This is a genomic window from Solimonas terrae, assembly GCF_011067135.1.
In the GTDB taxonomy this organism is placed as follows: Bacteria; Pseudomonadota; Gammaproteobacteria; order Nevskiales; family Nevskiaceae; genus Solimonas; species Solimonas terrae.
Genome location: NZ_JAAMOW010000009.1, coordinates 223,395 through 247,314 on the forward strand (window position 1 = coordinate 223,395; position 23,920 = coordinate 247,314).

Annotated in this window: 29 protein-coding genes; 20 read left to right on the forward strand and 9 right to left on the reverse strand. The window is 65.9% G+C overall.

Features of this window, described 5'->3' with window-relative positions:
* The first annotated feature begins 39 nt into the window (after positions 1-39).
* The 3 genes from dtd (at position 40) to G7Y85_RS17350 (ending at position 1,722) form a co-directional block, all read left to right on the forward strand.
* Positions 40-480, forward strand: a complete 441-nt coding sequence (gene dtd / locus G7Y85_RS17340) for a D-aminoacyl-tRNA deacylase (protein ID WP_166260279.1) — start codon at positions 40-42, stop codon at positions 478-480.
* Between the two features lie 70 nt (positions 481-550).
* Positions 551-1,030: a c-type cytochrome gene (locus G7Y85_RS17345; RefSeq protein ID WP_166260282.1), complete on the forward strand. Its 480-nt coding sequence runs from the start codon at positions 551-553 to the stop codon at positions 1,028-1,030.
* Between the two features lie 8 nt (positions 1,031-1,038).
* Complete coding sequence (locus G7Y85_RS17350; RefSeq protein ID WP_166260285.1) at positions 1,039-1,722, forward strand: cytochrome b/b6 domain-containing protein; 684 nt, start codon at positions 1,039-1,041, stop codon at positions 1,720-1,722.
* A gap of 311 nt (positions 1,723-2,033) precedes the next feature.
* Here G7Y85_RS17350 and G7Y85_RS17355 read toward each other — a convergent pair whose 3' ends face one another.
* Positions 2,034-3,017, reverse strand: coding sequence for an LLM class flavin-dependent oxidoreductase (locus G7Y85_RS17355; protein ID WP_166260288.1), 984 nt, complete (start codon positions 3,015-3,017; stop codon positions 2,034-2,036).
* 116 nt (positions 3,018-3,133) lie between these two features.
* Here G7Y85_RS17355 and hisB point away from each other — a divergent pair, with 116 nt between their 5' ends.
* The 10 genes from hisB to G7Y85_RS17405 all read left to right on the forward strand — a co-directional run bounded on the left by hisB (position 3,134) and on the right by G7Y85_RS17405 (position 9,898).
* Complete coding sequence (hisB, locus tag G7Y85_RS17360; protein ID WP_166260291.1) at positions 3,134-3,727, forward strand: imidazoleglycerol-phosphate dehydratase HisB; 594 nt, start codon at positions 3,134-3,136, stop codon at positions 3,725-3,727.
* A gap of 64 nt (positions 3,728-3,791) precedes the next feature.
* Positions 3,792-4,433, forward strand: coding sequence for an imidazole glycerol phosphate synthase subunit HisH (gene hisH / locus G7Y85_RS17365; RefSeq protein ID WP_166260294.1), 642 nt, complete (start codon positions 3,792-3,794; stop codon positions 4,431-4,433).
* A gap of 167 nt (positions 4,434-4,600) precedes the next feature.
* Positions 4,601-5,326, forward strand: a complete 726-nt coding sequence (gene hisA, locus G7Y85_RS17370; protein WP_166260297.1) for a 1-(5-phosphoribosyl)-5-[(5-phosphoribosylamino)methylideneamino]imidazole-4-carboxamide isomerase — start codon at positions 4,601-4,603, stop codon at positions 5,324-5,326.
* 107 nt (positions 5,327-5,433) lie between these two features.
* On the forward strand, positions 5,434-6,204 hold the full coding sequence (gene hisF, locus G7Y85_RS17375; protein ID WP_166260299.1) for an imidazole glycerol phosphate synthase subunit HisF: 771 nt from the start codon (positions 5,434-5,436) through the stop codon (positions 6,202-6,204).
* A 50-nt stretch (positions 6,205-6,254) separates the two neighbouring features.
* Positions 6,255-6,593 (forward strand): phosphoribosyl-ATP diphosphatase, encoded by a 339-nt coding sequence (locus G7Y85_RS17380; RefSeq protein WP_166260554.1) that lies wholly within the window; start codon positions 6,255-6,257, stop codon positions 6,591-6,593.
* A gap of 12 nt (positions 6,594-6,605) precedes the next feature.
* Positions 6,606-6,833 (forward strand): Sec-independent protein translocase subunit TatA, encoded by a 228-nt coding sequence (tatA, locus tag G7Y85_RS17385; protein ID WP_166260302.1) that lies wholly within the window; start codon positions 6,606-6,608, stop codon positions 6,831-6,833.
* A gap of 27 nt (positions 6,834-6,860) precedes the next feature.
* Positions 6,861-7,205 carry a Sec-independent protein translocase protein TatB gene (gene tatB, locus G7Y85_RS17390; protein WP_166260305.1) on the forward strand — a complete coding sequence of 115 codons (345 nt, stop codon included), beginning with the start codon at positions 6,861-6,863 and terminating at the stop codon, positions 7,203-7,205.
* Positions 7,202-7,969, forward strand: a complete 768-nt coding sequence (gene tatC / locus G7Y85_RS17395; RefSeq protein WP_166260308.1) for a twin-arginine translocase subunit TatC — start codon at positions 7,202-7,204, stop codon at positions 7,967-7,969. The genes tatB and tatC overlap by 4 nt, the downstream gene beginning before the upstream one ends.
* A gap of 8 nt (positions 7,970-7,977) precedes the next feature.
* Complete coding sequence (locus G7Y85_RS17400) at positions 7,978-8,670, forward strand: response regulator transcription factor (protein WP_166260311.1); 693 nt, start codon at positions 7,978-7,980, stop codon at positions 8,668-8,670.
* Complete coding sequence (locus tag G7Y85_RS17405) at positions 8,663-9,898, forward strand: sensor histidine kinase (RefSeq protein WP_166260314.1); 1,236 nt, start codon at positions 8,663-8,665, stop codon at positions 9,896-9,898. Before G7Y85_RS17400 ends, G7Y85_RS17405 begins: the two co-directional genes overlap by 8 nt.
* A gap of 69 nt (positions 9,899-9,967) precedes the next feature.
* On the opposite strand, the gene aroE is transcribed toward G7Y85_RS17405, so the two are convergent.
* The 3 genes from aroE to hemB are packed head-to-tail and all read right to left on the reverse strand — an operon-like array spanning position 9,968 to position 12,545.
* Complete coding sequence (gene aroE / locus G7Y85_RS17410; protein WP_166260318.1) at positions 9,968-10,789, reverse strand: shikimate dehydrogenase; 822 nt, start codon at positions 10,787-10,789, stop codon at positions 9,968-9,970.
* Positions 10,786-11,514 carry a glutathione S-transferase family protein gene (locus G7Y85_RS17415; protein WP_166260321.1) on the reverse strand — a complete coding sequence of 243 codons (729 nt, stop codon included), beginning with the start codon at positions 11,512-11,514 and terminating at the stop codon, positions 10,786-10,788. The genes aroE and G7Y85_RS17415 overlap by 4 nt, the downstream gene beginning before the upstream one ends.
* A gap of 35 nt (positions 11,515-11,549) precedes the next feature.
* A complete protein-coding gene (gene hemB / locus G7Y85_RS17420) occupies positions 11,550-12,545 on the reverse strand; it encodes a porphobilinogen synthase (protein ID WP_166260325.1) in 996 nt (331 codons plus the stop codon).
* Positions 12,546-12,700: 155 nt separating this feature from the next.
* On the opposite strand from hemB, the gene G7Y85_RS17425 reads away from it, so the two are divergent.
* Together G7Y85_RS17425 and G7Y85_RS17430 are read left to right on the forward strand one after the other, a co-directional pair.
* Positions 12,701-13,258: a sigma-70 family RNA polymerase sigma factor gene (locus tag G7Y85_RS17425; RefSeq protein ID WP_166260328.1), complete on the forward strand. Its 558-nt coding sequence runs from the start codon at positions 12,701-12,703 to the stop codon at positions 13,256-13,258.
* Positions 13,255-13,986 carry an anti-sigma factor gene (locus G7Y85_RS17430; RefSeq protein WP_166260331.1) on the forward strand — a complete coding sequence of 244 codons (732 nt, stop codon included), beginning with the start codon at positions 13,255-13,257 and terminating at the stop codon, positions 13,984-13,986. The genes G7Y85_RS17425 and G7Y85_RS17430 overlap by 4 nt, the downstream gene beginning before the upstream one ends.
* A gap of 19 nt (positions 13,987-14,005) precedes the next feature.
* Here G7Y85_RS17430 and G7Y85_RS17435 read toward each other — a convergent pair whose 3' ends face one another.
* The gene (locus G7Y85_RS17435; protein WP_166260334.1) at positions 14,006-15,424 is read right to left on the reverse strand and encodes an MDR family MFS transporter; all 1,419 of its coding nucleotides are present in this window, start codon (positions 15,422-15,424) and stop codon (positions 14,006-14,008) included.
* A gap of 77 nt (positions 15,425-15,501) precedes the next feature.
* Here G7Y85_RS17435 and glpK point away from each other — a divergent pair, with 77 nt between their 5' ends.
* The 3 genes from glpK to G7Y85_RS20195 all read left to right on the forward strand — a co-directional run bounded on the left by glpK (position 15,502) and on the right by G7Y85_RS20195 (position 18,671).
* Positions 15,502-16,983 (forward strand): glycerol kinase GlpK, encoded by a 1,482-nt coding sequence (gene glpK, locus G7Y85_RS17440; protein ID WP_166260337.1) that lies wholly within the window; start codon positions 15,502-15,504, stop codon positions 16,981-16,983.
* 211 nt (positions 16,984-17,194) lie between these two features.
* Positions 17,195-17,980, forward strand: coding sequence for a Panacea domain-containing protein (locus G7Y85_RS17445; RefSeq protein ID WP_166260340.1), 786 nt, complete (start codon positions 17,195-17,197; stop codon positions 17,978-17,980).
* A 334-nt stretch (positions 17,981-18,314) separates the two neighbouring features.
* Complete coding sequence (locus tag G7Y85_RS20195) at positions 18,315-18,671, forward strand: hypothetical protein (protein ID WP_206675604.1); 357 nt, start codon at positions 18,315-18,317, stop codon at positions 18,669-18,671.
* Between the two features lie 114 nt (positions 18,672-18,785).
* On the opposite strand, the gene G7Y85_RS17455 is transcribed toward G7Y85_RS20195, so the two are convergent.
* Positions 18,786-19,136: a GFA family protein gene (locus G7Y85_RS17455; protein WP_166260343.1), complete on the reverse strand. Its 351-nt coding sequence runs from the start codon at positions 19,134-19,136 to the stop codon at positions 18,786-18,788.
* 81 nt (positions 19,137-19,217) lie between these two features.
* A complete protein-coding gene (locus G7Y85_RS17460) occupies positions 19,218-20,228 on the reverse strand; it encodes a chorismate transformation FkbO/Hyg5 family protein (protein WP_166260346.1) in 1,011 nt (336 codons plus the stop codon).
* Positions 20,229-20,415: 187 nt separating this feature from the next.
* Between G7Y85_RS17460 and G7Y85_RS17465 the strand changes: the two genes are divergently transcribed.
* A complete protein-coding gene (locus G7Y85_RS17465) occupies positions 20,416-20,847 on the forward strand; it encodes a DUF3465 domain-containing protein (RefSeq protein WP_166260349.1) in 432 nt (143 codons plus the stop codon).
* A gap of 111 nt (positions 20,848-20,958) precedes the next feature.
* On the opposite strand, the gene G7Y85_RS17470 is transcribed toward G7Y85_RS17465, so the two are convergent.
* The gene (locus G7Y85_RS17470; protein ID WP_166260352.1) at positions 20,959-21,921 is read right to left on the reverse strand and encodes a magnesium transporter CorA family protein; all 963 of its coding nucleotides are present in this window, start codon (positions 21,919-21,921) and stop codon (positions 20,959-20,961) included.
* A 153-nt stretch (positions 21,922-22,074) separates the two neighbouring features.
* On the opposite strand from G7Y85_RS17470, the gene G7Y85_RS17475 reads away from it, so the two are divergent.
* On the forward strand, positions 22,075-22,758 hold the full coding sequence (locus G7Y85_RS17475; RefSeq protein WP_166260355.1) for a PadR family transcriptional regulator: 684 nt from the start codon (positions 22,075-22,077) through the stop codon (positions 22,756-22,758).
* Positions 22,759-22,909: 151 nt separating this feature from the next.
* Here the strand turns inward: G7Y85_RS17475 and G7Y85_RS17480 are convergent, their stop codons facing one another.
* Positions 22,910-23,887: a malate dehydrogenase gene (locus G7Y85_RS17480; RefSeq protein ID WP_166260358.1), complete on the reverse strand. Its 978-nt coding sequence runs from the start codon at positions 23,885-23,887 to the stop codon at positions 22,910-22,912.
* Between the last annotated feature and the right edge of the window lie 33 nt (positions 23,888-23,920).

Genomic DNA, 23,920 nt, shown 5'->3' on the forward strand with positions numbered 1-23,920 from the left:
CGCCGTCGCGATCATCCAATCCGCCGGAAGCCATCAGCAATGATCGGACTGTTGCAGCGTGTCAGCGAGGCCGAGGTGCGCATCGACGGCGAGCGCGTCGGCGCGATCGGCGCGGGCCTGCTGGTGCTGGTTGGCGTGCAGCCGCAGGACAGCGAAGCGAGCGCCCAGCGGCTGCTCGACCGCCTGCTGACCTATCGCGTGTTCGTCGACGAGGCCGGGCGCATGAATCGCGCGCTGCGCGATACCGGCGGCGGCCTCCTGCTGGTGCCGCAGTTCACTCTGGCCGCCGACACGCGCAGCGGCACGCGCGCCGGTTTTTCGACCGCGGCGGCGCCGGCGCATGCGCACGCGCTGTTCGTCCATCTGGCCGAACGGGCGCGCGCGGCGCACGGCGACGTGGCCTGCGGCCGCTTCGGGGCCGACATGAAAGTCGCGCTGGTCAATGACGGTCCGGTGACGTTCTGGCTCGAGTCCCGCTAGGGCGAGACTTCGGCCGCGGCCTTCAGTAAGCTCGCGCCATCCCCCGTGAATGCCAAGGAAAGTCTGCGCCATGAAACTCAAGCGTCTGCCCGTGTCCCTCGCGCTTGCCGCTGTGTTCGTGCTGCCGGCCTGCGAACAGAAGCCGCCGATCAGTCCGGAGGTCAAGCAGGCGATGGAAACGCGGCACGAGGGTTTCGAGAAGATCGGTGATTCGATGAAGACGATCGCCGACACGCTCAAGGCCGGCGGCAGCCTCAATCCGGAACTCGCGAGTGCGGCGAACACCATCGACGACCTGGCACCGCAGCTCAAGGACTGGTTCCCGGCCGGTTCCGGTCACGAGACCAAGCGCAAGACCGGCGCCAAGGCGGAAATCTGGCTGAAGCCGGACGAGTTCGCGCAGAAGCGCGAAGCGCTGGTCACCGAAGCCGGCAAACTGGCCGCGCTGGCCAACGCCAACGACGCCGCCGGCTTCGCCGCGCAGGTGCCGGAACTCGGCAAGGCCTGCAAGGGCTGCCACGACGAATTCCGCGACAAGGATCATCACTGAGCAGGCCGATGACGCCGGACAAGCGCGACGGTGCGCTGGCGCAGCGCGTCTGGGACCTGCCGACGCGGCTGCTGCACGTCGCGCTGATCCTGCTGTTCCTGTTCTCGTGGTGGAGCGCAGAATACGACCATCTGCGCTGGCATCGCGTGTCCGGATACACGGTGCTGGCCCTTTTGCTGTTCCGGCTGTACTGGGGTTTCGCGGGCAGCACGACGGCGCGCTTCGCCAGCTTCGTGCGCGGACCGTCCGCGTTTGTCGCGTACGCGAAGCGTCTGCGGCAACAGCCGGCGACGCACAGCATCGGCCACAATCCGATGGGCGGCTGGAGCGTGCTGGCGCTGCTGGCGCTGCTGCTGTTGCAGACCGGCACCGGCCTGTTCTCGGTCGATACCGACGGCGTCGAATCCGGGCCGCTTTCGCATTTCGTGCGCTTTGCGACCGGTCGCACGTTTGCCGACGTCCACAGTCTGTCATTCGATCTGCTGCTGGCGCTGCTCGGGTTGCACCTCGCCACTGTGCTGTTCTATCGCGTCGTGCGCCGCGAGGATCTGATCACGCCGATGCTTGGCGGCCGCAAGCTGTTGCCGCCGGGTGCCACTGACGGCCTGCGCTTTGTCGGCCTCGGCCCTGCGATCGGCGGTCTGTTGGCGGCGGCGGCGCTGGTGGTGGCGCTGGTGTTCGGTCTCGGTTGACGCCGCGGTCGCGGGCGAGGCGCGCTACTGCACAGGGCTTGCGCTCGTTCTGCTTCGTTCGGCTCCTGATCTGACTTTTTGTTTCGCGCCGTGAGCGCGGCCTTCTTCCCTTTGCTCGTGCAAGGAGAAGGGAGCAACAGAAAGCACGCCCCTGCGCTGCTCTCGTGCTCGGGACCGTCGCCGACGCGGCGTCCCTGCCGCGACGGTGGCCTGGCACGTCATTCCCTGCGCGCGCCGCGCTGCTCGGTGCCCCCCGAGGGAACCCCGAACGTCAAAAGCCCGCGTGCCGCGATGCCGGGAACGAACCGCATTCAACCGAATGCCGCCGCCAGCAACTCGTACGAACGCAAACGCGCCGCCGGGTCGAAAACGTTGCTGACCACCATCACCTCGTCGGCGGCGCTGTCGGCGGCGGCGGCCTCGATGCCGGCGCGCACGGCGCCCGGTGTGCCGACGATGGTTCGCGCGCGCAACTCCTGCAGTACCTCGCGTTCGTCGTCGTTGTACGGATAGGCCAGGGCTTCTGCCGGGCTTGGCAGCGGCAGGAAGCGGCCGCTGTGGATGCGCAGCCAGGCCAGTTCCATCGTCGCCGCCAGTTCGCGGGCCTGCGCGTCGCTGTCGGCGCAGACCGCCGCGACGCCGAGGATCGCGTGTGGCTTGGCGAACTGTGGCGACGGCCGGAAGTGCTGGCGGTAGGCCCGCATCGCGGGTGCCGGCGGAGCCGGCGAGAAATGCGCGGCGAAGCTGTAGCCCATGCCGGCTTCACCGGCCATGCGGGCACTCGCGCCGCTGGAGCCGAGCAGCCAGATCGGCGGGCAGCCGACGCCTCCCGGTTCGGCGTGTACCGCGTCGAAGCCGGCCGGTGCGTCGCCGCGGGAATACATCAGCAGTTCGTCGAGCATTTGCGCGAACAGGTCGCCGCGGCCGGCACGCAGCGCGCGGCTGGCGCCGGGCACGCCACCGGGCGCGCGACCGAGCCCCAGATCGATGCGGCCCGGATACAGGGCTTCGAGGGTGTGGAAGTTCTCGGCAACGCGCAGCGGAGCGTGGTTGGGCAGCATCACGCCGCCGGAACCGAGGCGGATGCGTCGCGTGGCAGCGGCGCTGCTGGCAATCAGGATTTCGGGCGCGCTGCTGGCGACGCTCGGCATCGCGTGATGTTCGGCGTACCAGACGCGCGCATAGCCGAGCCGTTCGGCCAGTCGGGCAAGTTCGACGGTACGGCGGATCGACACCGCGGCCGGGGAGCCGTCAACCACCGGTGCGAGATCGAGAATGGACAGGGGCAGGCTCATCGGGGGCGTCGTCGGTGACCGGAATTGCCCGATCTGATGGGGGCATTGAACACTGATTCAAATTTACCCACGCCCAGAGTATCCTTTGCGCCCTTTCGTGCCCGCCCCGGCCCTTTATGGCTGCCCGTACCGCCAGCATCGAGCGCAACACCCGCGAGACGCAGATTCGCGTCGAGATCAATCTCGACGGGACCGGCGAGGCGCGGCTTGCGTCCGGCATCGCCTTTCTCGACCACATGCTCGACCAGATCGCGCGGCATGGTCTGATCGACCTGGTCGTCGAGGCCAAGGGTGATCGCGAGATCGACGATCACCACACGGTGGAGGACATCGGCATCACGCTGGGCCAGGCCTTCGACAAGGCGCTTGGCGACAAGAAGGGTCTGGTGCGTTACGGCCACAGCTACGTGCCGCTCGACGAGGCGCTGTCGCGCGTCGTCATCGACCTGTCCGGCCGGCCCGATCTCGAATACTTCGTCGACTTCCCGCGTGCGCGCATCGGCGAGTTCGATGTCGACCTGTTCCGCGAGTTCTTCCAGGGCTTCGTCAACCACGCGAAGGTGACGCTGCACATCGACAACCTGCGCGGCCGCAATGCGCACCACATCGTCGAAACCGTGTTCAAGGCTTTCGGGCGCGCACTGCGTGTCGCGACCAGCCGCGACGAACGGCTCGGCGACGTCATGCCCTCGACCAAAGGCAGCCTCTGACGTGAGCCGCCTTTTCTTCCCGGCGCGCGTTGTTCGCGTCGCCTGAACCGCGCCGGCACCTCACATGGCATCGATCGGCGTCATCGACTACGGCATGGGCAATCTGCACTCGCTCGGCAAGGCGCTGGAGCGGGTTTCGGATTCCGGTCGGGTCATCATCAGCTACGACCCGAACGAGCTGCTCAAATGCGATCGCCTCGTGCTGCCCGGTGTCGGCGGCGTGCGCGAGTGCATGAAAGAACTGCAGCGGCTGGAGCTCAACGAGATGGTTGCCGAGGCTGCGCGCAGCAAGCCGATGCTCGGCGTCTGCCTCGGCATGCAAGTGATGCTGGAGTGGAGCGACGAGAACGGCGGCGTCCCGGCGCTTGGCCTGTTTCCGGGCCGGGTCACGCGCTTCCCGGACCCGCCGGAAGACGGTTCACCGAATCGCTTGAAGGTGCCGCACATGGGCTGGAACCGCGTCCGCCAGGTGCAGCAGCATCCGCTGTGGCGCGGCGTACCGGACCAGACCTGGTTCTATTTCGTGCACAGCTACCACGCCGTGCCGACCAATCCCGCGCACATCATGGGCAGCACCGACTACGGCGCCAGCTTCGCGTCGGCGATCGCGCGCGACAACATTGCCGCCTTCCAGTTTCACCCCGAGAAATCGCAGAACTACGGGATGATGCTGCTCGCCAATTTCACGCAGTGGGATCCCGCCTAGTCCGGTCACGACAAGGCGCTCGCCCGGATGCGGCTTGCCAGCGTCGCGCGGTTTCAGGCAGAGTGTCGGCAACGTCAGGTCTCCCCGACATTCTTCATCCGCATCCACGCCTCCGGCTCGAATCTTCTCCTCCGAACCGCCTATCACCTGACTACGTGTAGCAGCTCATGCTGTTGATCCCCGCAATTGATCTCAAAGGCGGCCAGTGCGTGCGTTTACGCCAGGGCCGGATGAATGACGCCACCGTGTTCTCGGACGACCCGGCATCGGTCGCTAAGCGCTGGGCCGACGAAGGCGCCGAACGCATTCACGTCGTCGATCTCGATGGTGCGTTCAAGGGTGCGCCGGTCAACCTCAAGGTGGTCGAGGAGATCGTCGCGGCCGTCGACGTGCCGGTGCAGATCGGCGGTGGCATCCGCGACGAGGAAACCGTCCAGCGCTATCTCAACGCCGGCGTGCAGTACGTGATCATCGGCACCAAGGCGGTCAACGCGCCGCACTTCCTGCACGATCTCTGTCTGGAATTCCCGCGCCACATCATCGTCAGCCTCGATGCCAAGGACGGTCGCGTCGCGCTCAACGGCTGGGCCAAGGTCACCGGCCACGATGTCGTCGAAACCGCGATCCACTGCGAACGCGACGGTGTCGAGGCGATCATCTACACCGACATCTCGCGCGACGGCATGATGCAGGGCTTCAACGCCGAATCGACGAGCACGCTGGCACGCGCGCTGAAGACGCCGGTGCTGGCGTCCGGTGGTGTGTCCAGCCTCGACGACATCCGCCGACTCAAGGATATCGAGGGTGATGGTGTCGCCGGCGCCGTGATCGGTCGTGCGCTGTACGAAGGCAGCCTCGACTTCAAGGAAGCGGTCAGGATCGCCAAGGCTTGAAGCGCCCGATGGTTTCGTTTCCGACCGCCGCGCGTTCGCGGCTCGCGCCGCTCCTGCCGGGAACGGGCGCCATCATCCTGTAGGAGCGGCGCAAGCCGCGATCCGCCATGCTCGCCAAACGCATCATTCCCTGCCTCGACATCGACCGCGGCCGCGTCGTCAAGGGCATCAAGTTCGAAGACGTGCAGGACGCCGGTGATCCGGTCGAGGTTGCGCGCAAGTACGACGCGCAGGGCGCCGACGAGCTGGTGTTTCTCGACATCACGGCGTCGGTCGACGACCGGCCGACGCTGTTCCAGACCGTCGAAGCGGTTGCCCGCCAGATCTACATTCCGCTGACCGTCGGCGGCGGCGTACGCAACTGCGCCGATGTCCGCGCACTGCTTTCGGCCGGCGCCGACAAGGTCAGCATCAATACCGCGGCGGTCGACAATCCGGATTTCGTCAGCGAAGCCGGCGGCCGTTACGGCGTGCAGTGCATCGTCGTCGCGATCGACGCCAAGCGCGTCAACAAGAAGAAGGAGCCGGTGCGCTGGGAAGTGTTCACGCACGGCGGGCGCAAATCGACCGGCCTCGACGCCATCGAATGGGCGCGCACGATCGTGCAGAAGGGCGCCGGCGAGTTGCTCGTCACCAGCATCGACCGTGACGGCACCAAGGGCGGCTACGACAACGAACTGCTGCGCGCGATCTCCGACGCCGTCAGCGTGCCGGTGATTGCCTCCGGCGGCGTCGGCACCCTCGAACATCTTTACGACGGCTTTCACGACGGCGGTGTCGATGCGGTGCTGGCCGCCAGCATCTTTCATCAGGGCACCTACAGCGTCGGCGAAGCCAAGCAGTTCCTCACCGACAAGGGTCTGCTCGTCCGTCGTTGATCCGGGCGGCCCTCGCTCGGCGTAAACTGGCGACCCCGCACCTGTCCCGGATGATCAACGTGTCTTCGCCCGCCGACGTACTGTCCCAGCTCTATGCGACGATCGAGTCGCGCAAAGGTGCGGACGCGAAGAGTTCGTACATCGCCAGCCTGTACGAAAAAGGCGTCGATACCATTGCCAAGAAAGTCGGCGAGGAAGCGGCAGAGACGATCATCGCCGCGAAGAACGATGATGACGGCGCGTTCGTCCACGAACTCGCCGACCTGTGGTTTCACACGCTGGTCCTGATGGCGCATCGCGGTCTGCCGCTAGAATCGCTGAGCGCAGAACTGGCGCGTCGGTTCGGTACCTCCGGCCACGCCGAAAAGGCGTTGCGCGCATCCAAGTAGAGGAGTTTCGTCATGGGTTCACTGAGCATCTGGCACTGGCTGATCGTCCTGGCGATCGTCATTCTCGTTTTCGGAACCAAGAAGCTGCGCAATGCCGGCGGCGATCTCGGTTCGGCGGTCAAGAACTTCAAGCAGTCGATGAAGGAAGGCGAGGAAGACGCGCCGAAGACGCCGGCGCAGCTTGCGCAGCAGGAAAAGGCGGCGAGCGAAGCGCGCGAACACGAACAGACGCGCAACTGATCGCAGGCCGGTCACGGCGGTCCGCCCATGTTCGATATCGGTTTTTCCGAGCTGCTGCTGTGCTTTCTGGTCGCACTGGTCGTGCTCGGGCCGGAGCGCCTGCCGAAAGTCGCGCGCACGGTCGGCCGCTGGACCGGCCAGGCCAAGGGCTATCTGCGCAACCTGACCGCCGAACTGGATCGTGAGGCCGAGCTTTCCGAACTGCGCGCCAAGCTCGAAGAAGCCAAGCGGGCGATGCAGGAGGGCGCGCAGAGTTTCCGCGACACCGTGCAGAAGGAAGCCTCGAACCTTCACGATGCGGTGAAGAAGGAAACCGACGCGGCGCGCGAATCGGTGCGCAAGGCGGCCGACGACGCCAACGGCAAGCCATGAGCGACGAGCCCCAGAGCGGAAGCGAACAGCCTCTGATGGCGCACCTGCTGGAGTTGCGTGCGCGTTTGCTGCGCATCGTCTACGGCGTGCTGCTGATCTTCATTCCGCTGAGCTTCTTCGCCAAGCAGCTGTATGCGTTGCTGGCGAAGCCGATGCTGCGCCTGCTGCCGGCCGGCAGCTCGATGATTGCGACCGAAGTGGCCTCGCCGTTCTTCGCCCCGATCAAGCTGGCCGCGGTGGTCGCGTTCATGGCGGCCATGCCCTGGGTGCTGTGGCAGATCTGGGCCTTCGTCGCGCCGGGCCTGTACAAGAGTGAAAAGCGCCTGGTCGCGCCGCTGATGGCGTCGAGCACGGTGCTGTTCTACGGCGGCGTCGCGTTCGCCTATTTCCTCGTGCTGCCGATGGTTTTCCATTTCATGGTGACGGTTGCGCCGCAGGGTGTCGCGGTGATGACCGACATCAGCAAGTATCTCGATTTCGTGCTGACGATCTTCATCGCCTTCGGCTTCGCGTTCGAAACACCGGTGGCGCTGGTGCTGATCGTCAAAACCGGTTTCGTGACGCCGAAGCAGCTCGCCGCCAATCGCCAGTACGTGCTGGTCGGTGCGTTCGTGGTCGGCGCGATCTTCACGCCGCCGGACGTGGTGTCGCAGATCATGCTGGCGGTTCCGGTCTACCTGCTGTTCGAGCTCGGCATCATCGCCGCGCGCATCCTCGTGCCGGGCACCGACGCTGTCGACGAACAGCGCAGCGAACAAGCCTGAGCACGCGCATGCGTGTCCTGCTCATCGAGGACAACGCCGATCTGGCCGCCAACCTCGGCGACTATCTCGCCGCGCATCGCCACACCGTCGACTTCGCCTATGACGGTCCGGCCGGACTCGAAGCGGCCACGCGCGGCGAAGCCGACGTCATCGTGCTCGATCGCATGCTGCCAGGCCTCGACGGTGCCAGCGTCTGCCGCCAGCTGCGCGACCTTCACGGTGTCGACACGCCGGTGCTGATGCTGACCGCGATGGACACGCTGGGCGATCGCGTCAGCGGCCTGCAGTGCGGTGCAGACGACTATCTGGTCAAACCGTTCGCGATGGCCGAACTCGAAGCACGCCTGCAGGCGCTGCATCGCCGCGCCAGCGGTGCACTGACCGCCGGCACGCTGCGGCTTGCCGATCTCGAATACGACACGCGCACGCTGGAAGTGCGGCGCGCCGGCAAGGTCCTGCAGCTCAACCGTTCGATCCGCCGCATCCTCGAATTCCTGCTGCGACAGAACGGCCGCATGGTGCTGCGCCAGGAACTCGAATATCTGCTCTGGCGCGACGACGTGCCGGACGGCGATGTGCTGCGTGCGCACATGCACGCGCTGCGCAACGTGATCGACAAGCCGTTCGCGCACAAGCTCCTGCACACGGTCCGCGGCATGGGCTACCGGCTCGCCGCCGATGCCGAGCCGGACGATGGCTAGGCGTCGACGCAGCACCCTGCATCGCCGCCTGGTGTGGGGTCTGGTCAGCCTGTCGCTGTTGATCGCGGTGCTTGCCAGCATCGGCGTCTGGCTCAGCGACAAGTACATCGAGGACGCCGCGGTCCGCGATCTGATGGAGCGCGAGCTGTCGTACATGATGGGCCCGCATGCGCCGGACCGGCGCCAGAGCGCACACGACGCCCTGCGCTTCTTCGCCGGCGAGCAGGTGCCGGACAGCCTGAAATCCTACGGCCCCGGCTACTACGAGGATCTGGAAATCGGCGGCCGCAGCTTCAACCTGCTGGTGCGCAAGACCGCAGACGATGGCAACGCCTATCTGCTCTATGACATCACCTTCGTCGAAACGCGCGAACAGTTGCTGGTCTGGGCGGCCGGCGCTTCGCTGATCGCGGTGGCGGTCTTCAGTCTGCTCGCGTCACGCTGGCTGGCGCAGCGCGCGCTCGCGCCACTGGATCAGCTGGTCGACCAGCTGGCGCAACTCAATCCGGAGCGTCGCGGCCAGCGCATCGATCTGCAGGTCGAGGACAGCGAACTGTCGGTGATCGCCGAAGCGATCAACGGCTACATGGTCGAACTCGACGCGTTGGTCGAACGCGAGCGCGCGTTCGCGGCGGCCGCCAGCCACGAATTGCGCACGCCGATTGCCGTGATCCAGGGCGCATCCGAAACACTCGCCCTGCAGGGTTCGCAGCCGGCACTCAAGCGCATCGATCGCGCGGTGACGATGGCGCGGCACGAGCTCGACGCGCTGCTGGCGCTGTCGCGCGTCCAGGAATCGCCACGCATGGTGAATCTGGAACTGCGCGCCTGGCTGCGCGAACTGGCCGAGCCGTATCTGGAAGTGATGCCGCGCGCGGGGCTGACCTGGGATGCCGAGTTCCCGGTGACGCTGGCGACGGCGCCCGGCGCGATCGCGGCCGTGTTCACCAATCTGCTGCGCAATGCGCTGCAGGCCTCGCCCGGCGCGCAGGTCACCGTGCGCCTGCGTGCCGATCGCATCATCGTAGAAGACGAAGGTCCGGGTATCGCCCCGGCGGATCTGCCGCACGTCTTCGAGCCGCGCTTCCGCAGTCGCGACGGCGGCACCGGCATGGGTCTGTACATTGCGCAGACCCTGGCATTGCGCTTCGGCTGGAACCTGACGCTGGTCAACCGTACACCGCGCGGCGCGGTCGCGACCCTGCAGTTCGCGGTCCGCACAGCGTAGGGCTGCCCGGTTCGGCCTGGTGTGGCCGTGCCTGCCGATCGTCCCGCGATCAGCGCTAAGCGGCGAACGTCAAGCGCCTTGCGACGGACGCAGCGACGCCAGCACGGTCTCGGTTTCCGGGCGCACGCCGCGCCACAGCGCGAACGCGGCCGCCGCCTGCTCGACCAGCATGCCGAGGCCGTCGGCGATGCGGGTTGCACCCTGCGCTTCCGCCCATTTGCGGAACGGCGCGTGCGCAGTGCCGTAGGTGAGGTCGTAGCACGCGCCGCCCTTGGCGAGCACGCCGGCCGGAATGCGCGGCATCACGCCGGCGTGGCCGGCGGACGTGGCATTGATGATCAGATCGAACCGATCGCCCTTCAGCGTTGCGTGCGTGCGTGGCGTGACGGTGCCGACGGTACGGAACTGCTCGGCGAGTTTCTCCGGCGTCCAGGGACTGCGGTTCGACACGGTCAGCGAGGCCGGCTGCTCCGCCAGCAGCGGCGCGATCATGCCGCGTACCGCGCCGCCCGAGCCGAGCACCAGCACGTGCTGATCCTTGATCGCATAGGCAAGCCGCTGCAGGTCACGGATCAGGCCCTCGCCGTCGGTGTTGTCGCCGCGCCAGCCGGCGTCGCTGCGGATCAGGGTGTTGACCGCGCCGGCGAGCTGCGCGCGTTCGCTGATCATCTCGCACAGCATCGGCGCGTCAGCCTTGTGGGGCAGTGTGATGTTGACGCCCAGAAAGCCATCGCCGTGCAGCCGCTGCAGGGCGTCGGCGAGCGTGCCGGCCGGCACTTCGACCGCTTCGTAGCGCAGATCCTGATGCGTTGCCTGCGCGAACGCGTTGTGGATGGTCGGCGACTTGCTGTGCGAGATGGGTTGGCCGATGACGGCGTAACGATCTGTCATGTTCGATTCGATGGCGTGGGGCGGTCGGCACCGAAGCAGCGCGCCTGCATGCGCGCGCAATAGGCGACCAGATTGGGATGCGCGGCGACCACGGCCTTGAGCGGCGTCGTCACCGGCGAGTCGTGCATGTTGGCGAGAAAGGCGTAGGCCGACGCATCGAGCACGGTCGGCCGCTCGCCCATGAAATAGGGTTGCGCGTCGAGCCAGTCCGCAAGAGCCTGCACGTCCTGCCCGGCGCGGCGCAGGATCTCGTCGCGCGAGTGACGGCCGAGGCCGTGGCCCTTGAGCTGCGCGCGCACACCGCGCGAGGCGACCAGCGGCGCGATCAGGCGCAGCGGCGCCGGCGCCCTGGCGAACATCAGCTTGCGCATCTGTGCCCAGCCGGGCGCGTCGACCCAGCGGAAGTAGACCAGCGCCCAGTACAGGTGCTCGTTGATCAGCCGCTCGAAGGCGCGCGCCACTGCGCGCTGGCGCGCGTCGAGGCCGGCGTCGAGATCACGGCCGTACCTCGCGGCCAGACGTTCGATGATGTTGTGCGAGTCGGCGATGATTTCGTCGCCGTCGCGCACCGCCGGCAGCTTGCCGAGCGGACCGTTGGGGATCGCCTGCGGCACGATCGTGTAGTCGAACCCGGCCAGCCGCAGCCAGGTTTCGGCCTTCATGCAGAACGGCGACAGGTTCGGCCAGCCCTTCGGCGAGCTGAACTGATGCAATTCGATGCGCATGACGCGGGCGGGTTCCGGACGGGCGGTGGCAGGCGTCAGTCGCCGAGCCATTGCGCGGCGCGCTTCGAGAAATAGCTGAGGATCATGTCGGCGCCGGCGCGGCGGAAACACAGCAGCGATTCGAGTACGGCCTTGCGCTCGTCCAGCCAGCCGTTGTCGATCGCACCCTGCAGCATCGAGTATTCGCCGCTCACCTGGTACGCCGCGGTCGGCACGCCGAACTCGTCCTTCACGCGGCGGATGATGTCGAGATACGGCATGCCCGGTTTGACCATCACCATGTCGGCGCCTTCGTCGAGATCGAGTGCGACTTCGCGCAGCGCCTCGTCGGTGTTTGCCGGGTCCATCTGGTAGGTTTCCTTGCCGCCCTTGCCGAGATTGCCGCTGGAGCCGACCGCGTCGCGGAACGGACCGTAGAACGCCGACGCGTACTTGGCGGCGTACGACATGATCAGCGTGTTGCGCTGGCCGTCGCGTTCGAGCACGTCGCGAATCTGGCCGATGCGGCCGTCCATCATGTCGCTGGGCGCGACGATGTCGACGCCGGCACGCGCATACAGCAATGCCTGCCGCCGCAGGATGCCGACGCTGGCGCCGTTGTCGACATAGCCGTTGGCGTCGAGCACGCCGTCCTGGCCGTGGCTGGTATACGGATCGAGCGCGACGTCGGCGAGCACACCGATGCCGGACACGCTGCGCTTGATGGCCTTGATCGCGCGCACCATCAGGCTGTCCGGATTCAGCGCCTCGTCGCCGCCCGGCGTCTTGCGCTCGGCCGGCGTCACCGGAAACAGCGCGACGCAGCCGACGCCGAGCGCCTTGAGCGCTTCGCACTCGCGCACCAGCTCGTCGAGATCGAGGCGCGTCACGCCCGGCATCGCGCCGACCGCGCCCTTGAGCGCCCCTTCGGCGACGAACAGTGGCTGGATCAGCTGGCCGGGCGCCAGCGACGTCTCGCGCACCATCGCGCGCAGATAAGGTGTCTGGCGCGTGCGGCGCAGACGCGTGCGGGGAAAGGAGCCTGGCGTCACGGGATTTTCCGACAGCGGCAAAGAGCGCGAATTATAGCGGGCGCCCGCGCGCCGACCGCGCCGCGACGGCAACTCGAACCGGCGCGCGTGTGCGTTTGAGCCTACAAGCGCGGCTTCATTTACACTGCCGCGCACATTCTTTCCGCACCTGACACATGACCGACGCTGCCCTGCTGGTGCGCCTGCTTGCCGATACGGCGGGCGGCGATCAGCGTGCGTTCCGCGAGTTGTATCAGGCCACCAGCTCGCATCTGTTCGGCGTGCTCGTCCGTATTCTGGAAAGACGAGACTGGGCGGAAGAGGCCTTGCAAGACTGTTATCTCCGGGTGTGGCAGAAAGCCGATCAGTACGCCGCCGAAAAAGGCGCGCCGCTGACCTGGATGCAGACGATCGCCCGTTATCGGGCACTCGACCTGCTGCGCATGAAGCGTCCCGAGGTCAGCATTCCCGACGAGGACGAAGCGCCGCCGATGACCTTTGCCGACGGCGACGCGCTCAATCCGGAGGTGCGAGCGACCGAACAGGAAGGCATCGGCCGCCTGTCGAACTGTCTCGACGAGCTGGCCCCCGAGCCGCGCAAGAGCGTATTGCTCGCCTACTACGAGGGTTACACGCACCCGGAACTGGCGGTCGTCATGAAAGCCCCGCTCGGCACGGTCAAGAGCTGGGTGCGGCGCGGCCTGTCGCAACTGCGCGAGTGCCTCGACGCATGAAATACGACAACGCCCGCCTGACGCAGATGCTGGCCGCCGAGTACGCACTCGGCACGCTGGTCGGCCGCGCGCGCCAGCGGTTCGCGCGCCTGCTGCAGACGCGCGCCGACCTGCGCCGGGAGCTGCAGTTCTGGGAAGCGCGTTTCGCGCCCTTGCTGGCGTCCAGCAAGCCGGTGCCGCCGCGCGAAGTGGTCTGGGCGGAAATCGAAGCGCGTATCCGGCGTAGCACGGTGACGCCGATCCAGCCGCCGGTCGCGCCGCGCGGCCTGTGGCTCTGGCAGACCTGGGCCGTGGCGGCGAGCGCAGCGCTGGTCGCGCTGTCGCTGCAGCTGTACCGCTACACTCAGGCGCCGGTGGCCATCGCGCCGCCGGTGGCGGTGGCCGAACCGCCGGCGCCGTACGTGTCGATGTTGCAGGCCAAGGGCAGCGACGCGCTGTGGCTGGTCTCGGTCAACGCCCAGAAGCGCGACATCAGCATCGTCGCGCAGGGCGACTACTCGCTCGACGCGCAGCGCGAAAGCCTGGAGCTGTGGATGATCGGCGACGACGGCAAGCCGCGTTCGCTGGGTCTGCTGCCGCTGCACGGCCGCGGCCATCTGCAGATGCCGGCCAGCGTGCCGATGCCGGCCAAGCCGGTACTGGCGATCAGCCGCGAACCGCACGGCGGTTCGCCGACCGGTTCGCCGACCGGTCCGGTGATCAGCAGTGGTCCGCTGCTGTCGCTCTAGCGCCGCCGCTGGCGACCGCTCAGTCCGGCGTCGCGACGCTGTCCGGGTGGCCGCTGACGCTGCTGCCGGCGTTCGCCGACAGCCGCCGGAACAGCAGCGCGGACGCGGCGGTCAGGGCCGCGATCACCATGAACGCGTGCTGGAAGTCGCTGGCGACCAGCGCACCGCCGCCGTGCAGGGCGCGCGCCGTGTTCAGCACCTGCGAGCCGATGCCGACGCCGACGCTCAGGCTGAGCTGCTGCGCCGTGCTCGAAAAACTCGTCGCCTGGCTCATGCGCGACGGCGGTACGTCGGCATATCCCAGCGTGTTGATGCAGGTGAACTGCAGCGAGCGGAAAAAGCCGTAGACCAGCAACCAGCCGAGCATCACCAGCTTCGGCGTGCCGGCCGCGAACTGCGCGCAGCCGAGCAGGAACACCGCGCTGAGCAGGCTGTTGCCGAGCAGCAGCGGGCGGAACCCGAAACGCCGGACGATGCGCGGCGCGGTTGCCTTCATCAGCATCGCGCCGGCTGCCGACACGAAGGTGATGCCGCCGGACGCCGCGGCGCTGTAACCGAAGCCGAGCTGCAGCATCAGCGGCATCAGCAGCGTGTAGGCGCCGACGCAGCAGCGATACAGCGAGCCGCCGCTGATCGAGATGCGGAAACTGGCGATGCGCAGCAGGCGCAGGTCGACGATCGGCGCCTCGCGCTGCCGCGACTGGTGCGCGTACAGCAACAGCAGCGCGATGCCGGCCACGATCATCGCGTAGACGACGGCATTGGCGAGCAGATTCTTGCCGAGCAGTTCGAAGGCCATCACCAGCAGCACGAGGCCGCTGCCGACCAGCAGCCAGCCGCCGAAATCTAGCGGTGCACGCGTCTCGGCACGGGTGTCGTCGATGAAACGCGTGACCAGCCACCAGCCGAGCAGACCGATCGGCACATTGATGAAGAAGATCCAGCGCCACGACGCGTAGGTGACGATCAGGCCGCCGAGCGGCGGGCCGAGGATGGGCCCGAACAGCGCCGGCACGGTCAGCCACGACATTGCCGCGATCAGCTCGCTTTTCGGGATTGCGCGCAGCAGCACGAGGCGACCGACCGGCACCATCAGTGCGCCGCCCAGCCCCTGCAGGATGCGCGCGCCGATCAGCTGCGGCATCGACTGCGACAGCCCGCACAGTACCGAGCCGAAAGTGAACACGAGGATCGCGGCGCGGAACACGCGGCGCGCACCGTGGCGGTCGGCGACCCAGCCGGACAGCGGAATGAACACGGCCAGACTGAGCAGATAGGCGGTGATCGCCAGGCTCAGGTGCAGCGGGTCTTCGTGCAGCGCGCGCGCGATCTGCGGCAGCGCGGTGGCGATGATCGTCGAGTCGAGGTTCTCCATGAACACCGCACAGGCCACGATCAGCGGCACCACGCGTCGGGGATGGAGGGTCGGGAATTTCATCGATGGACGGCGCTCGGGGGTGCGAAGTCTGACATCACGACGCAGAATGACCCGGATTCTCGGCGGAGGGTTCAAAAATGACGGCACTGCTGGCGATCGACCAGGGCACCACCAGTACACGCGCCATTATCTTCGACATCAACGGCAACAAGCTCGGCAGCTCGCAATGCGAATTGCCGCAGTCGTTTCCGAATCCGGGCTGGGTCGAACACGACGCGGTCCACATCTGGGACGACACCGTCGCCTGCGTGCAGGGCGCGCTCGCCGATGCCGGCCTCGCGGCCGACGACATCGACGCGCTCGGCATCACCAATCAGCGCGAAACCACCGTGCTCTGGGATCGCGCCAACGGCCAGCCCGTGCATCCGGCGATCGTCTGGCAGGACCGCCGCACCAGCGCGTTCTGCCAGCAGCATCAGGACCGCAACGACTGGCTCAACGAAAAGACCGGCCTGCTGCTCGATCCCTACTTCTCGGCGACCAAGCTGACCTGGCTGCTCGACAACGTGCCCGACGCGCGTGTGCGTGCCGAGCGCGGCGAGCTGGCATTCGGCACCATCGACAGCTGGCTGATGTGGAACCTGACCGGCGGGCGTCTGCATGTCACCGATGCGACCAATGCCTCGCGCACCGCGCTGTTCAACATCGCGCGCAACGAGTGGGACGACGAGCTGCTGGCATTCTTCAAGATTCCGCGCGCCGTGCTGCCGGAAGTGCGCGACAGCGCCGCCGACTACGGCGAGACCGAACCCGGCCTGTTCGGCGGCGCGATCGCGATCGGCGGCATTGCCGGCGACCAGCAGGCCGCGACCATCGGCCAGGCCTGCTTCAAGCCCGGCATGAGCAAGTCCACCTACGGCACCGGCTGCTTTCTCGTGCTCAATACCGGCAGCGAGTTCAAGCGCTCGCAGAATCGTCTGCTGTCGACCATCGCCTATCGCATCAAGGGCGAAACCACCTATGCGCTGGAAGGCAGCATCTTCGTCGCCGGCGCCGCCGTGCAGTGGCTGCGCGACGCCATGCACCTGATCCGCGCCGCCGGCGAGACCGAGAAGATCGCCAAGTCGATTCCCGACACCGACGGTGTCTACCTCGTGCCCGCGTTCACCGGCCTCGGCGCGCCGTACTGGGACCCGGAAGCGCGCGGCGCGATCCTCGGCCTGACCCGCGACTCCGGTATCGCGCACATCGTCCGCGCCGCGCTGGAGTCGGTCGGTTACCAGACGCGCGACCTGATCGATGCGATGGAAAAGGACGCGCTGGCACTTACCGAACTGCGCGTCGACGGCGGCATGGTCGTCAACGACTGGCTGAGCCAGAGCCTCGCCGATCTGCTGCAGATTCCGGTCGTGCGCCCGGAAACCGTCGAAACCACGGCGCTCGGCGCCGCCTTTCTCGCCGGCCTCACCGCCGGCGTCTACGAATCACTGGAAGACATCGCCAGCCGCTGGCGCGCCCAGACCCGCTTCGAGCCGCAGATGGAAGCCGCACGCGCGAAAAAGTTGCTGGCCGGCTGGCACGACGCGGTGGCGCGGGTGCGTTCGGCGAATGCGGTGTGAAAATTCTAAGTCCAGCCGCCGCAGACGAACGGCGGTAGCTTGACGCTGAGCGTAGCGAACCCCAACGTTCACGGGATCGATCTTTGGGATTCGCAGGCTCATCCCAACCCACATTTGCTGAAGGGCAGATAGGGCTGAGGAGATGGACAGAATTGTGCTCTGATAAAATCGCCCCCGGTATGATCTCCCTCATCTCCTTCGCCGTCTGGTCATGCCGATAGACACCGCCAAGACCGATCTCGTCATTCAGTTTGCGTTGTTGCTAGCTGGTGAGGAAGACACATTTGCGGATCGCATGCTTGGTCCGATCCATTTGATCAAGTACGTCTATCTCGCGGATTTGGCATATGCGCGCCGGCACGATGGTCAAACTTTCTCTGGCGCCGATTGGACGTTTTATAACTTTGGTCCGTGGGCGCCAGCTGTGCATGCACGAATCGAACCTGCGCTGAAGGCTATACACGCCTCGTGCCATGAATTCGAGAGTGACCTCGAGAATCGAGACAACTGGGTTCGTTGGACAAAAACCGACGAAGCGCTCCTTGGAGGGCTTCGATCACAGCTTCCAAGTGAAATTCGTATAGAACTTCCCTCGAAGGTCCACGCATATCGACATGACACGCCCGCACTACTTGATTTCGTTTACAAGACCGTGCCTATGCTTTTTGCAGCACCGGGTGAGCGTCTAGATTTTTCCTTGGAAGAGCCGTATCCCAAGCAGACGAAAGCCGAGTCAGCGATCGATTCTTTGAGTGCAAAGCAAAAGAAGAAGCTTCACGAAAATATGCGCGAGCTGATTCGGCGTCGCGCTCAACGACGCGTCACCGCTGCGGTTATGGTCGAACCAGAACCGGCACGGTACGACGAGGTTTATGAAGAGGGTATTAGATGGCTTGATGACGACGCTGGCAAAGCGTTTAACGAGGAAAAACTCACGGTAGAGTTTGACGAAAACGTTTGGAAGTCGGCAACACGCCATGGCCATGACTTACCCTGACGATTGCTTGCAGACGCTAGTTAGTCAGTGGTGGATCTCGCATCCGGAGCAGAAACTGTGTCGTGGCGCGCTTATTTGGACATTCGCGCCTCACGTTGATCAGGTGCCGTACACCTTCAGTCCCATCGGCCGAACTGATCCGACGTCTCATCAGCAAGCTGACGTAAAGGTCGCACCACTTAGTGTCAGTCAGCCGCTGAAGCAGACACAGCTACCCGTAGCCGCAATGCCCCTAAATAGAGGCGAAGTCTGGGCAGCCTATCGCGCAAAAATTCGACCCTGTCTAGTGCTCAGCGAGGACTGTCCAAGAGTCGATCGGAAGCTAACCCAAGGCATGCCCAATCACGCTAGCGCGCCAACTATGTTGGTAGCTCCCTACTACGGAGCTGAGAAAACCGCTCGGCGCGCTGGATATAACCAAGCCTTCGTAGATCGGATTCGTCATTGCGAGTACCCTCAGTATTTGTGGGACAAGCTTCCGCTCGATGGTTCCGATGAATCAATTCTTCGTCTGGACCATATGCAACCAATCGGCTGTCACTACAACTCGCACCGCGTTTGCGAATTTAGGCTCAGTGATGAAGCTTTAGAGATCGTCGATACGATGCTGGACTGGACTCTCAAGGGCAAGCTGCCAGATGGCCACGATGTCTTGGAGTTCCGGCGGATGATGAAGGAAGCGTTTCCTTGAGGCTTGCGACGCCGGAGAACACGAAGCGGCAAGTAAACGGCAACCATATTTGTTAATAAGAACACGCTTTGTTCTGAATAGGACCAATGCACAGGTTCCGTACTTTGCCTAGTGTCAGAAGCTTCTCCCGTCCACAGCCACGCGTTCAACCGACGCCAGATCAAAACCTTCGAGACAGCGCACATTGACCGACGCGGTCGGCTGCCCTTGTCGATCCTTGCCGAGCGCGAACGGGGCGCAACCGCAGTTCGGGCAGAACTGGTGTTCGATGACGTGCTTGTTGAAGCGGTAGCTGGACATCGCCGATTCGGGCGTTTTCAGCTGCAGCTTGTCGCGCGGCATGAACCACAGCAGGTAGCCCTTCCGACTGCAGTGCGAGCAGTTGCACTCGTAGACTTTCTCGGGCGTGCCTTCGACCTCGAACGTGATCTTCCCGCAGTGGCAGCTGCCGCTCAGTGTGGCCATCGTCTCGCTCCGTCGGATTTTCCGGACGCCCGAGTCTGCCGCAAGCGCGGCGTGCTCGTGAAGGCGGCAGTCGCCGCGGCTTCAGGTGGTGGCGCGAAAGATTGCTTCGATCTCGACGTCGAGTTCGGCGCGGCAGACGTCGCCCTGCAGCACCATGCACGGCGTCGCGGCGCCGAAGTGCGACAGCAGGCGCCCCTGCACCTGCGGCAGATGTTCGGCCTGTCGCAGGTAGAGCTTGACGAGTTCGGGCTGCAGTGGCGTGTCCGCTGCGGCCTGCCCGAGCAGGGCTTCGACGTTGGCGAGCGTTTCATCGAGCTGCGCCAGCGGGCTGTCCGGGTGCAGGGTTTCGTGGCCGACGATGCTGGCGGTGCCGGACACCAGCAGCTCGGCGTCACCCTGCCAGCGCAGGAACTTAGCGCGCGAGAAACTCGGACTCTTGGGGCCGTACTGGCGCGGATAACGGAAGGCGCTGACCTGTCGCGGGTTCTCGATCTGCGTGCCCGGCGTGGTGCCGGCGATGAACCAGATCAGCAGCCCGCCGTCACGCGTGCCGATCGCGGTGGCGGCCGGCAGCTCGCGCTCGAAACCGGATTTCAGCGACAGTGCGCGATGACGGCCGACGGTGAACTGCCGGTAACGCTCGGCGTCGCCGCTGCCGCCGGTGATGTCGGACAGGAAATTCCAGACGCGCAGCCAGTGCGGAAAGCCGCGCTGCTGCAGGAAGCGTTCGATGCGCGCGTAGGCATCGAAGCTGGCCCGTTCGATGTCGGCCAGCGCGGGTTCGTCGAGATGCAGCTGACCGAACAGCACGAGTCCGTTTTCGGCGTAGCCGATGGCCTCGTCGCGGCCATGCCGGACCGGCAGCGGGCTTTCCCAGAGTTCGACGCCGCTGCCGGCCAGCAAGGGCGTCTCGACGCGAATGCGGCGCGGATCGTCGTCCGTTGCGCGGCCACGGCCGTGCTCGACGCAGGCGAGAACCTGCGCGGACAGCTCTGCCGGGGCGCTGTCGAGCAGCCGCAGGTGGTAGGGCCGCGCGGCGGCGGGACTCGGCGGCGCCGCGGTGTCGGCGCCGTGGGGAAGATCGTGCTGCATCGAAGATGGACTGGTGGCCGGGTGTCCGCGGTCAGGCGGCGCGCGGCGGATCGGAGAATATCCGGCATTGTAGAACCGCCGCCGTCCGCCCGTCGGCGGCCGTGGCGCCGACGCGTGCCGGGTGGCGCGGGCGTCGGCGGCGAAAAAGCGCGATCCTTGCGCTCAGGCTCGTTCGTGCGGAGACACGATGAAGAAATTCCTGGTCATTGCCGTGCTGGTCGCCGGCCTGATCGCGCTGTTCGGTCGCGGTTCGCCGGGCACCGGCAACGGCGGCGCGCAACTGGCGTCCGACCAGATGCTGGCCGACGCCTATGCCAACCACAGCGAGCATCTGCAGGTGCAGGGTGGCGGCCACGTGATCGCCGTGCTGCCGGACGATCGCGAAGGCAGCCGACATCAGCGCTTCATCCTGCGCCTCGATTCCGGACAGACGCTGCTGATCGCGCACAACATCGATCTGGCGTCGCGCATCGATGCGCTCGCCGAAGGCGAGCTGATCACCTTCAGCGGCGAATACGTGTGGAACGAGAATGGCGGCGTCGTGCACTGGACGCATCGCGATCCGGAGCGCCGGCACCCGGACGGCTGGCTGCAGCGCGGCGGCCAGCTCTATCAGTAGGAGCGGCGCAAGCCGCGAACCGGGAGGCAAGGAGGGTCCGTCGCGTCTTGCGCCGCTCCTGCAGAAAGCGTGAAGACGGTCGCTCCTGCAAGCCGCGGCGTTTCCCGCGCGCTAGAAAAACCGGCGGCTGCGGAAGTACCAGTACAGCGAACCGCCGATCGCGGCGAGCAGGCCGAGCGCGTAGAAATAGCCGTAGCGCCAGTGCAGCTCGGGCATGTATTCGAAGTTCATGCCGTAGATGCCGACGATCAGCGTCAGCGGGAAGAAGATCGCCGACAGCACGGTCAGCACCTGCATGATCTTGTTGGTGCGATGCGCGACCGACGCGAAGTGCAGCTGCACGGCCGCTTCGATGTCGCGTTCCTGGCCGCTCGCATAGTTCAGCACGCGCGTTGCGTGTTCGACGACGTCGCGCACGCGTACGTCCATGGTCTTGTTCCAGTCGAAGCACGAGCTGCGGCGCCAGGCGTCCAGCGCTTCGAGCTGGCTTTCCGACAGCGCTTCGAGACGGCGCACCTGCTTGCGGTTGTCGAGCAGCACGCGCCAGTCGGTCGACGAGCTGCGCGGATCGAGCAGATCGTCCTGCAGCTCGGTCAGCAGCGCCGCCATCGGTTCGCGGATTGCCAGGAAGCGATCGATCATGGTGTCGATCATCAGATGCGCGAGCAGCATCGGCGAGGCCGGCGGCTTGATCTTGGTATCGAACAGTCGCGCGCGTACGCGCTGCACGCTGAGGCTGTCGTGCGCGCAGATCGTCACCAGCACGCGCTTGAAGATGAAGAACGCGGTGGTGCGCGTCTCCATCGGAAACGGCGCATCGCTGGGGCCGAGCCCCTGGAAGATGACCATGTCGTAGTCGGGCGTACCGTCGAAGAACGACGGATGCAGCGAGTTCAGACTGTCGTCGATGTGCTGCGGCTCGATCGCGCTGTTGACGATGGGCTCCGCCCAGCAGGCCCAGTTGGCGGCGTCGTCCCGCTGGAAGTCGGCCCAGAGGTAGCCGGTCTGCGGCAGGGCTTCGTCGGCGGAGAGCCGGCGCGGCCGTTTGCCGTCTTCGAAGTGATAGAGCTCCATCCCCGAAAAATAACAGGACTGCGGACGCGACGGCGCGGCGCGCTGCGCCGGCCGGGCCTCGATACGAGGGTAGTGGCCGAGATATATTGCAATTAGATATATCGTACGATATATTTCTCATCACACATCAACCAGGACAAAACCATGCATCGCATGTTCGAAAGGTTTCACGAACGCCATGCCGAACGCCACGCGGCCCGCTACGGCGGCCGCCACCACGGGTTCTTCGGCTTCGGCGGTGGCTTCGGCAACGACTTCCCGGAAATGGGCGGTGGCCGCTTCCACTTCGGCCCCGGCCGCAAACTCGGTTCGGCGGATCTGCAGCTGCTGCTGCTCGCCCTGCTTGCCGACAAGCCGCGCCACGGCTACGAGCTAATCAAGGCTGTCGAGGAAAAGTCCAAGGGGTATTACAGCCCCAGCCCGGGTGTGATCTACCCGGCGCTGACGTATCTCGAAGAGATCGGTCACGCCAGCATCGAGCTGCAGGGCACCAAGAAGCTGTATCACATCAGCGACGACGGCCTCGCGCATCTGGAAGCGCAGCGCGCGACGGTCGATGCGCTGCTGCAGCAGCTGGCGTGGATCGGCACGCGCATGGAGCAGATGCGGCAGACGCTGTCCGGCGGCGACGGCGACGACGACGATGGCGTCGACGCTGAGCTGCCGGCGCGCGGTCGCGGCCGGCACGGCCGACATGGCCATTTCGCATCGGAGCTGCGCATGGCGCGACACACGTTGAAGGCGGCGCTGATCGAAAAGGCACGCGGCACGCGCGAACAGCAGCTGCGCATCGCCGAGATTCTCGACAAGGCCGCGGCCGCGATCCGCGGCCTGTAGTCACGCATGTGATCGCGGAAACAAAAAGGCCGCCCGAGGGCGGCCTTTTTCGCGACCATGATGTACCCCTGGAGGGCGCATCGCAGCGACTCGCCGTGCCGGCGATCCCATGCAAAAAGCGCATGGGGCCCTCGCCGGACGGCTTACGGTGCTACTTCAGCAGCTCTTCGATCGCGGCGCGTTCTTCACGCAGTTCCTGCTCGGTCGCGTCCATGCGCGAACGCGAGAACTCGTTGATCGACAGGCCCTGGACGATCTCGTACTTGCCGTTCGCGCAGGTCACCGGATAACCGTAGACGACGCCCGGCTTGATGCCGTACGAACCGTCGGACGGAATGCCCATGCTGACCCACTTGCCGTTGGTGCCGAGTGCCCAGTCGTGCATGTGATCGACGGCGGCGGAAGCGGCCGAGGCAGCCGACGACAGGCCGCGCGCCTTGATGATGGCGGCGCCGCGCTGCTGCACGGTCGGGATGAAGTCCTTCTCCACCCATTCCTGATCAACGAGGTTGACCGCGGCCTTCTCGCCTACCAGCGTGTGCGTGATGTCCGGGTACTGGGTCGCCGAATGGTTGCCCCAGATGATCATCTTGCTGATGTCGGTGGTCTTGCTGCCGGTCTTGGCGGCGAGCTGCGACAGCGCGCGGTTGTGGTCGAGGCGGACCATCGCCGTGAACTGCCTGGGATCGAGCTTCTTGGCGTTGCTCTGCGCGATCAGCGCGTTGGTGTTCGCCGGGTTGCCGACCACCAGCACCTTGACGTCGCGGCTGGCCTTTTCCGACAGCGCCTTGCCCTGCACCGAGAAGATCTTGGCGTTGGCTTCGAGCAGGTCCTTGCGCTCCATACCGGGGCCGCGCGGACGGGCGCCGACCAGCAGCGCGTAGTCGGTGCCGTCGAAGGCTTCCATCGGATCGGCCGACGCGATCGTCTCGGTGACCAGCGGGAACGCGCAGTCATCGACTTCCATCACCGTGCCCTTGAGCTTCTCGAGTGCGTCCGGAATGTCGAGCAGCTGCAGGATCACCGGCTGGTCCGGGCCCAGCATCGAGCCGCTGGCGACACGGAAAATGAGCGAGTAGGCGATCTGGCCGGCGGCGCCGGTGATGGCGACCTTGACGGGCTTCTTCATAGGGACACTCCGCGAATGTAAGAGGGCGGTACC

Coding starts and splice junctions, on each gene's coding strand:
- dtd (WP_166260279.1), top strand. CDS start 40: ATGATCGGACTGTTGCAGCGTGTCAGCGAGGCCGAGGTGCGCATCGAC.
- G7Y85_RS17345 (WP_166260282.1), top strand. CDS start 551: ATGAAACTCAAGCGTCTGCCCGTGTCCCTCGCGCTTGCCGCTGTGTTC.
- G7Y85_RS17350 (WP_166260285.1), top strand. CDS start 1,039: ATGACGCCGGACAAGCGCGACGGTGCGCTGGCGCAGCGCGTCTGGGAC.
- G7Y85_RS17355 (WP_166260288.1), bottom strand. CDS start 3,017: ATGAGCCTGCCCCTGTCCATTCTCGATCTCGCACCGGTGGTTGACGGC.
- hisB (WP_166260291.1), top strand. CDS start 3,134: ATGGCTGCCCGTACCGCCAGCATCGAGCGCAACACCCGCGAGACGCAG.
- hisH (WP_166260294.1), top strand. CDS start 3,792: ATGGCATCGATCGGCGTCATCGACTACGGCATGGGCAATCTGCACTCG.
- hisA (WP_166260297.1), top strand. CDS start 4,601: ATGCTGTTGATCCCCGCAATTGATCTCAAAGGCGGCCAGTGCGTGCGT.
- hisF (WP_166260299.1), top strand. CDS start 5,434: ATGCTCGCCAAACGCATCATTCCCTGCCTCGACATCGACCGCGGCCGC.
- G7Y85_RS17380 (WP_166260554.1), top strand. CDS start 6,255: ATGATCAACGTGTCTTCGCCCGCCGACGTACTGTCCCAGCTCTATGCG.
- tatA (WP_166260302.1), top strand. CDS start 6,606: ATGGGTTCACTGAGCATCTGGCACTGGCTGATCGTCCTGGCGATCGTC.
- tatB (WP_166260305.1), top strand. CDS start 6,861: ATGTTCGATATCGGTTTTTCCGAGCTGCTGCTGTGCTTTCTGGTCGCA.
- tatC (WP_166260308.1), top strand. CDS start 7,202: ATGAGCGACGAGCCCCAGAGCGGAAGCGAACAGCCTCTGATGGCGCAC.
- G7Y85_RS17400 (WP_166260311.1), top strand. CDS start 7,978: ATGCGTGTCCTGCTCATCGAGGACAACGCCGATCTGGCCGCCAACCTC.
- G7Y85_RS17405 (WP_166260314.1), top strand. CDS start 8,663: ATGGCTAGGCGTCGACGCAGCACCCTGCATCGCCGCCTGGTGTGGGGT.
- aroE (WP_166260318.1), bottom strand. CDS start 10,789: ATGACAGATCGTTACGCCGTCATCGGCCAACCCATCTCGCACAGCAAG.
- G7Y85_RS17415 (WP_166260321.1), bottom strand. CDS start 11,514: ATGCGCATCGAATTGCATCAGTTCAGCTCGCCGAAGGGCTGGCCGAAC.
- G7Y85_RS17425 (WP_166260328.1), top strand. CDS start 12,701: ATGACCGACGCTGCCCTGCTGGTGCGCCTGCTTGCCGATACGGCGGGC.
- G7Y85_RS17430 (WP_166260331.1), top strand. CDS start 13,255: ATGAAATACGACAACGCCCGCCTGACGCAGATGCTGGCCGCCGAGTAC.
- G7Y85_RS17435 (WP_166260334.1), bottom strand. CDS start 15,424: ATGAAATTCCCGACCCTCCATCCCCGACGCGTGGTGCCGCTGATCGTG.
- glpK (WP_166260337.1), top strand. CDS start 15,502: ATGACGGCACTGCTGGCGATCGACCAGGGCACCACCAGTACACGCGCC.
- G7Y85_RS17445 (WP_166260340.1), top strand. CDS start 17,195: ATGCCGATAGACACCGCCAAGACCGATCTCGTCATTCAGTTTGCGTTG.
- G7Y85_RS20195 (WP_206675604.1), top strand. CDS start 18,315: ATGCCCAATCACGCTAGCGCGCCAACTATGTTGGTAGCTCCCTACTAC.
- G7Y85_RS17455 (WP_166260343.1), bottom strand. CDS start 19,136: ATGGCCACACTGAGCGGCAGCTGCCACTGCGGGAAGATCACGTTCGAG.
- G7Y85_RS17460 (WP_166260346.1), bottom strand. CDS start 20,228: ATGCAGCACGATCTTCCCCACGGCGCCGACACCGCGGCGCCGCCGAGT.
- G7Y85_RS17465 (WP_166260349.1), top strand. CDS start 20,416: ATGAAGAAATTCCTGGTCATTGCCGTGCTGGTCGCCGGCCTGATCGCG.
- G7Y85_RS17470 (WP_166260352.1), bottom strand. CDS start 21,921: ATGGAGCTCTATCACTTCGAAGACGGCAAACGGCCGCGCCGGCTCTCC.
- G7Y85_RS17475 (WP_166260355.1), top strand. CDS start 22,075: ATGTTCGAAAGGTTTCACGAACGCCATGCCGAACGCCACGCGGCCCGC.
- G7Y85_RS17480 (WP_166260358.1), bottom strand. CDS start 23,887: ATGAAGAAGCCCGTCAAGGTCGCCATCACCGGCGCCGCCGGCCAGATC.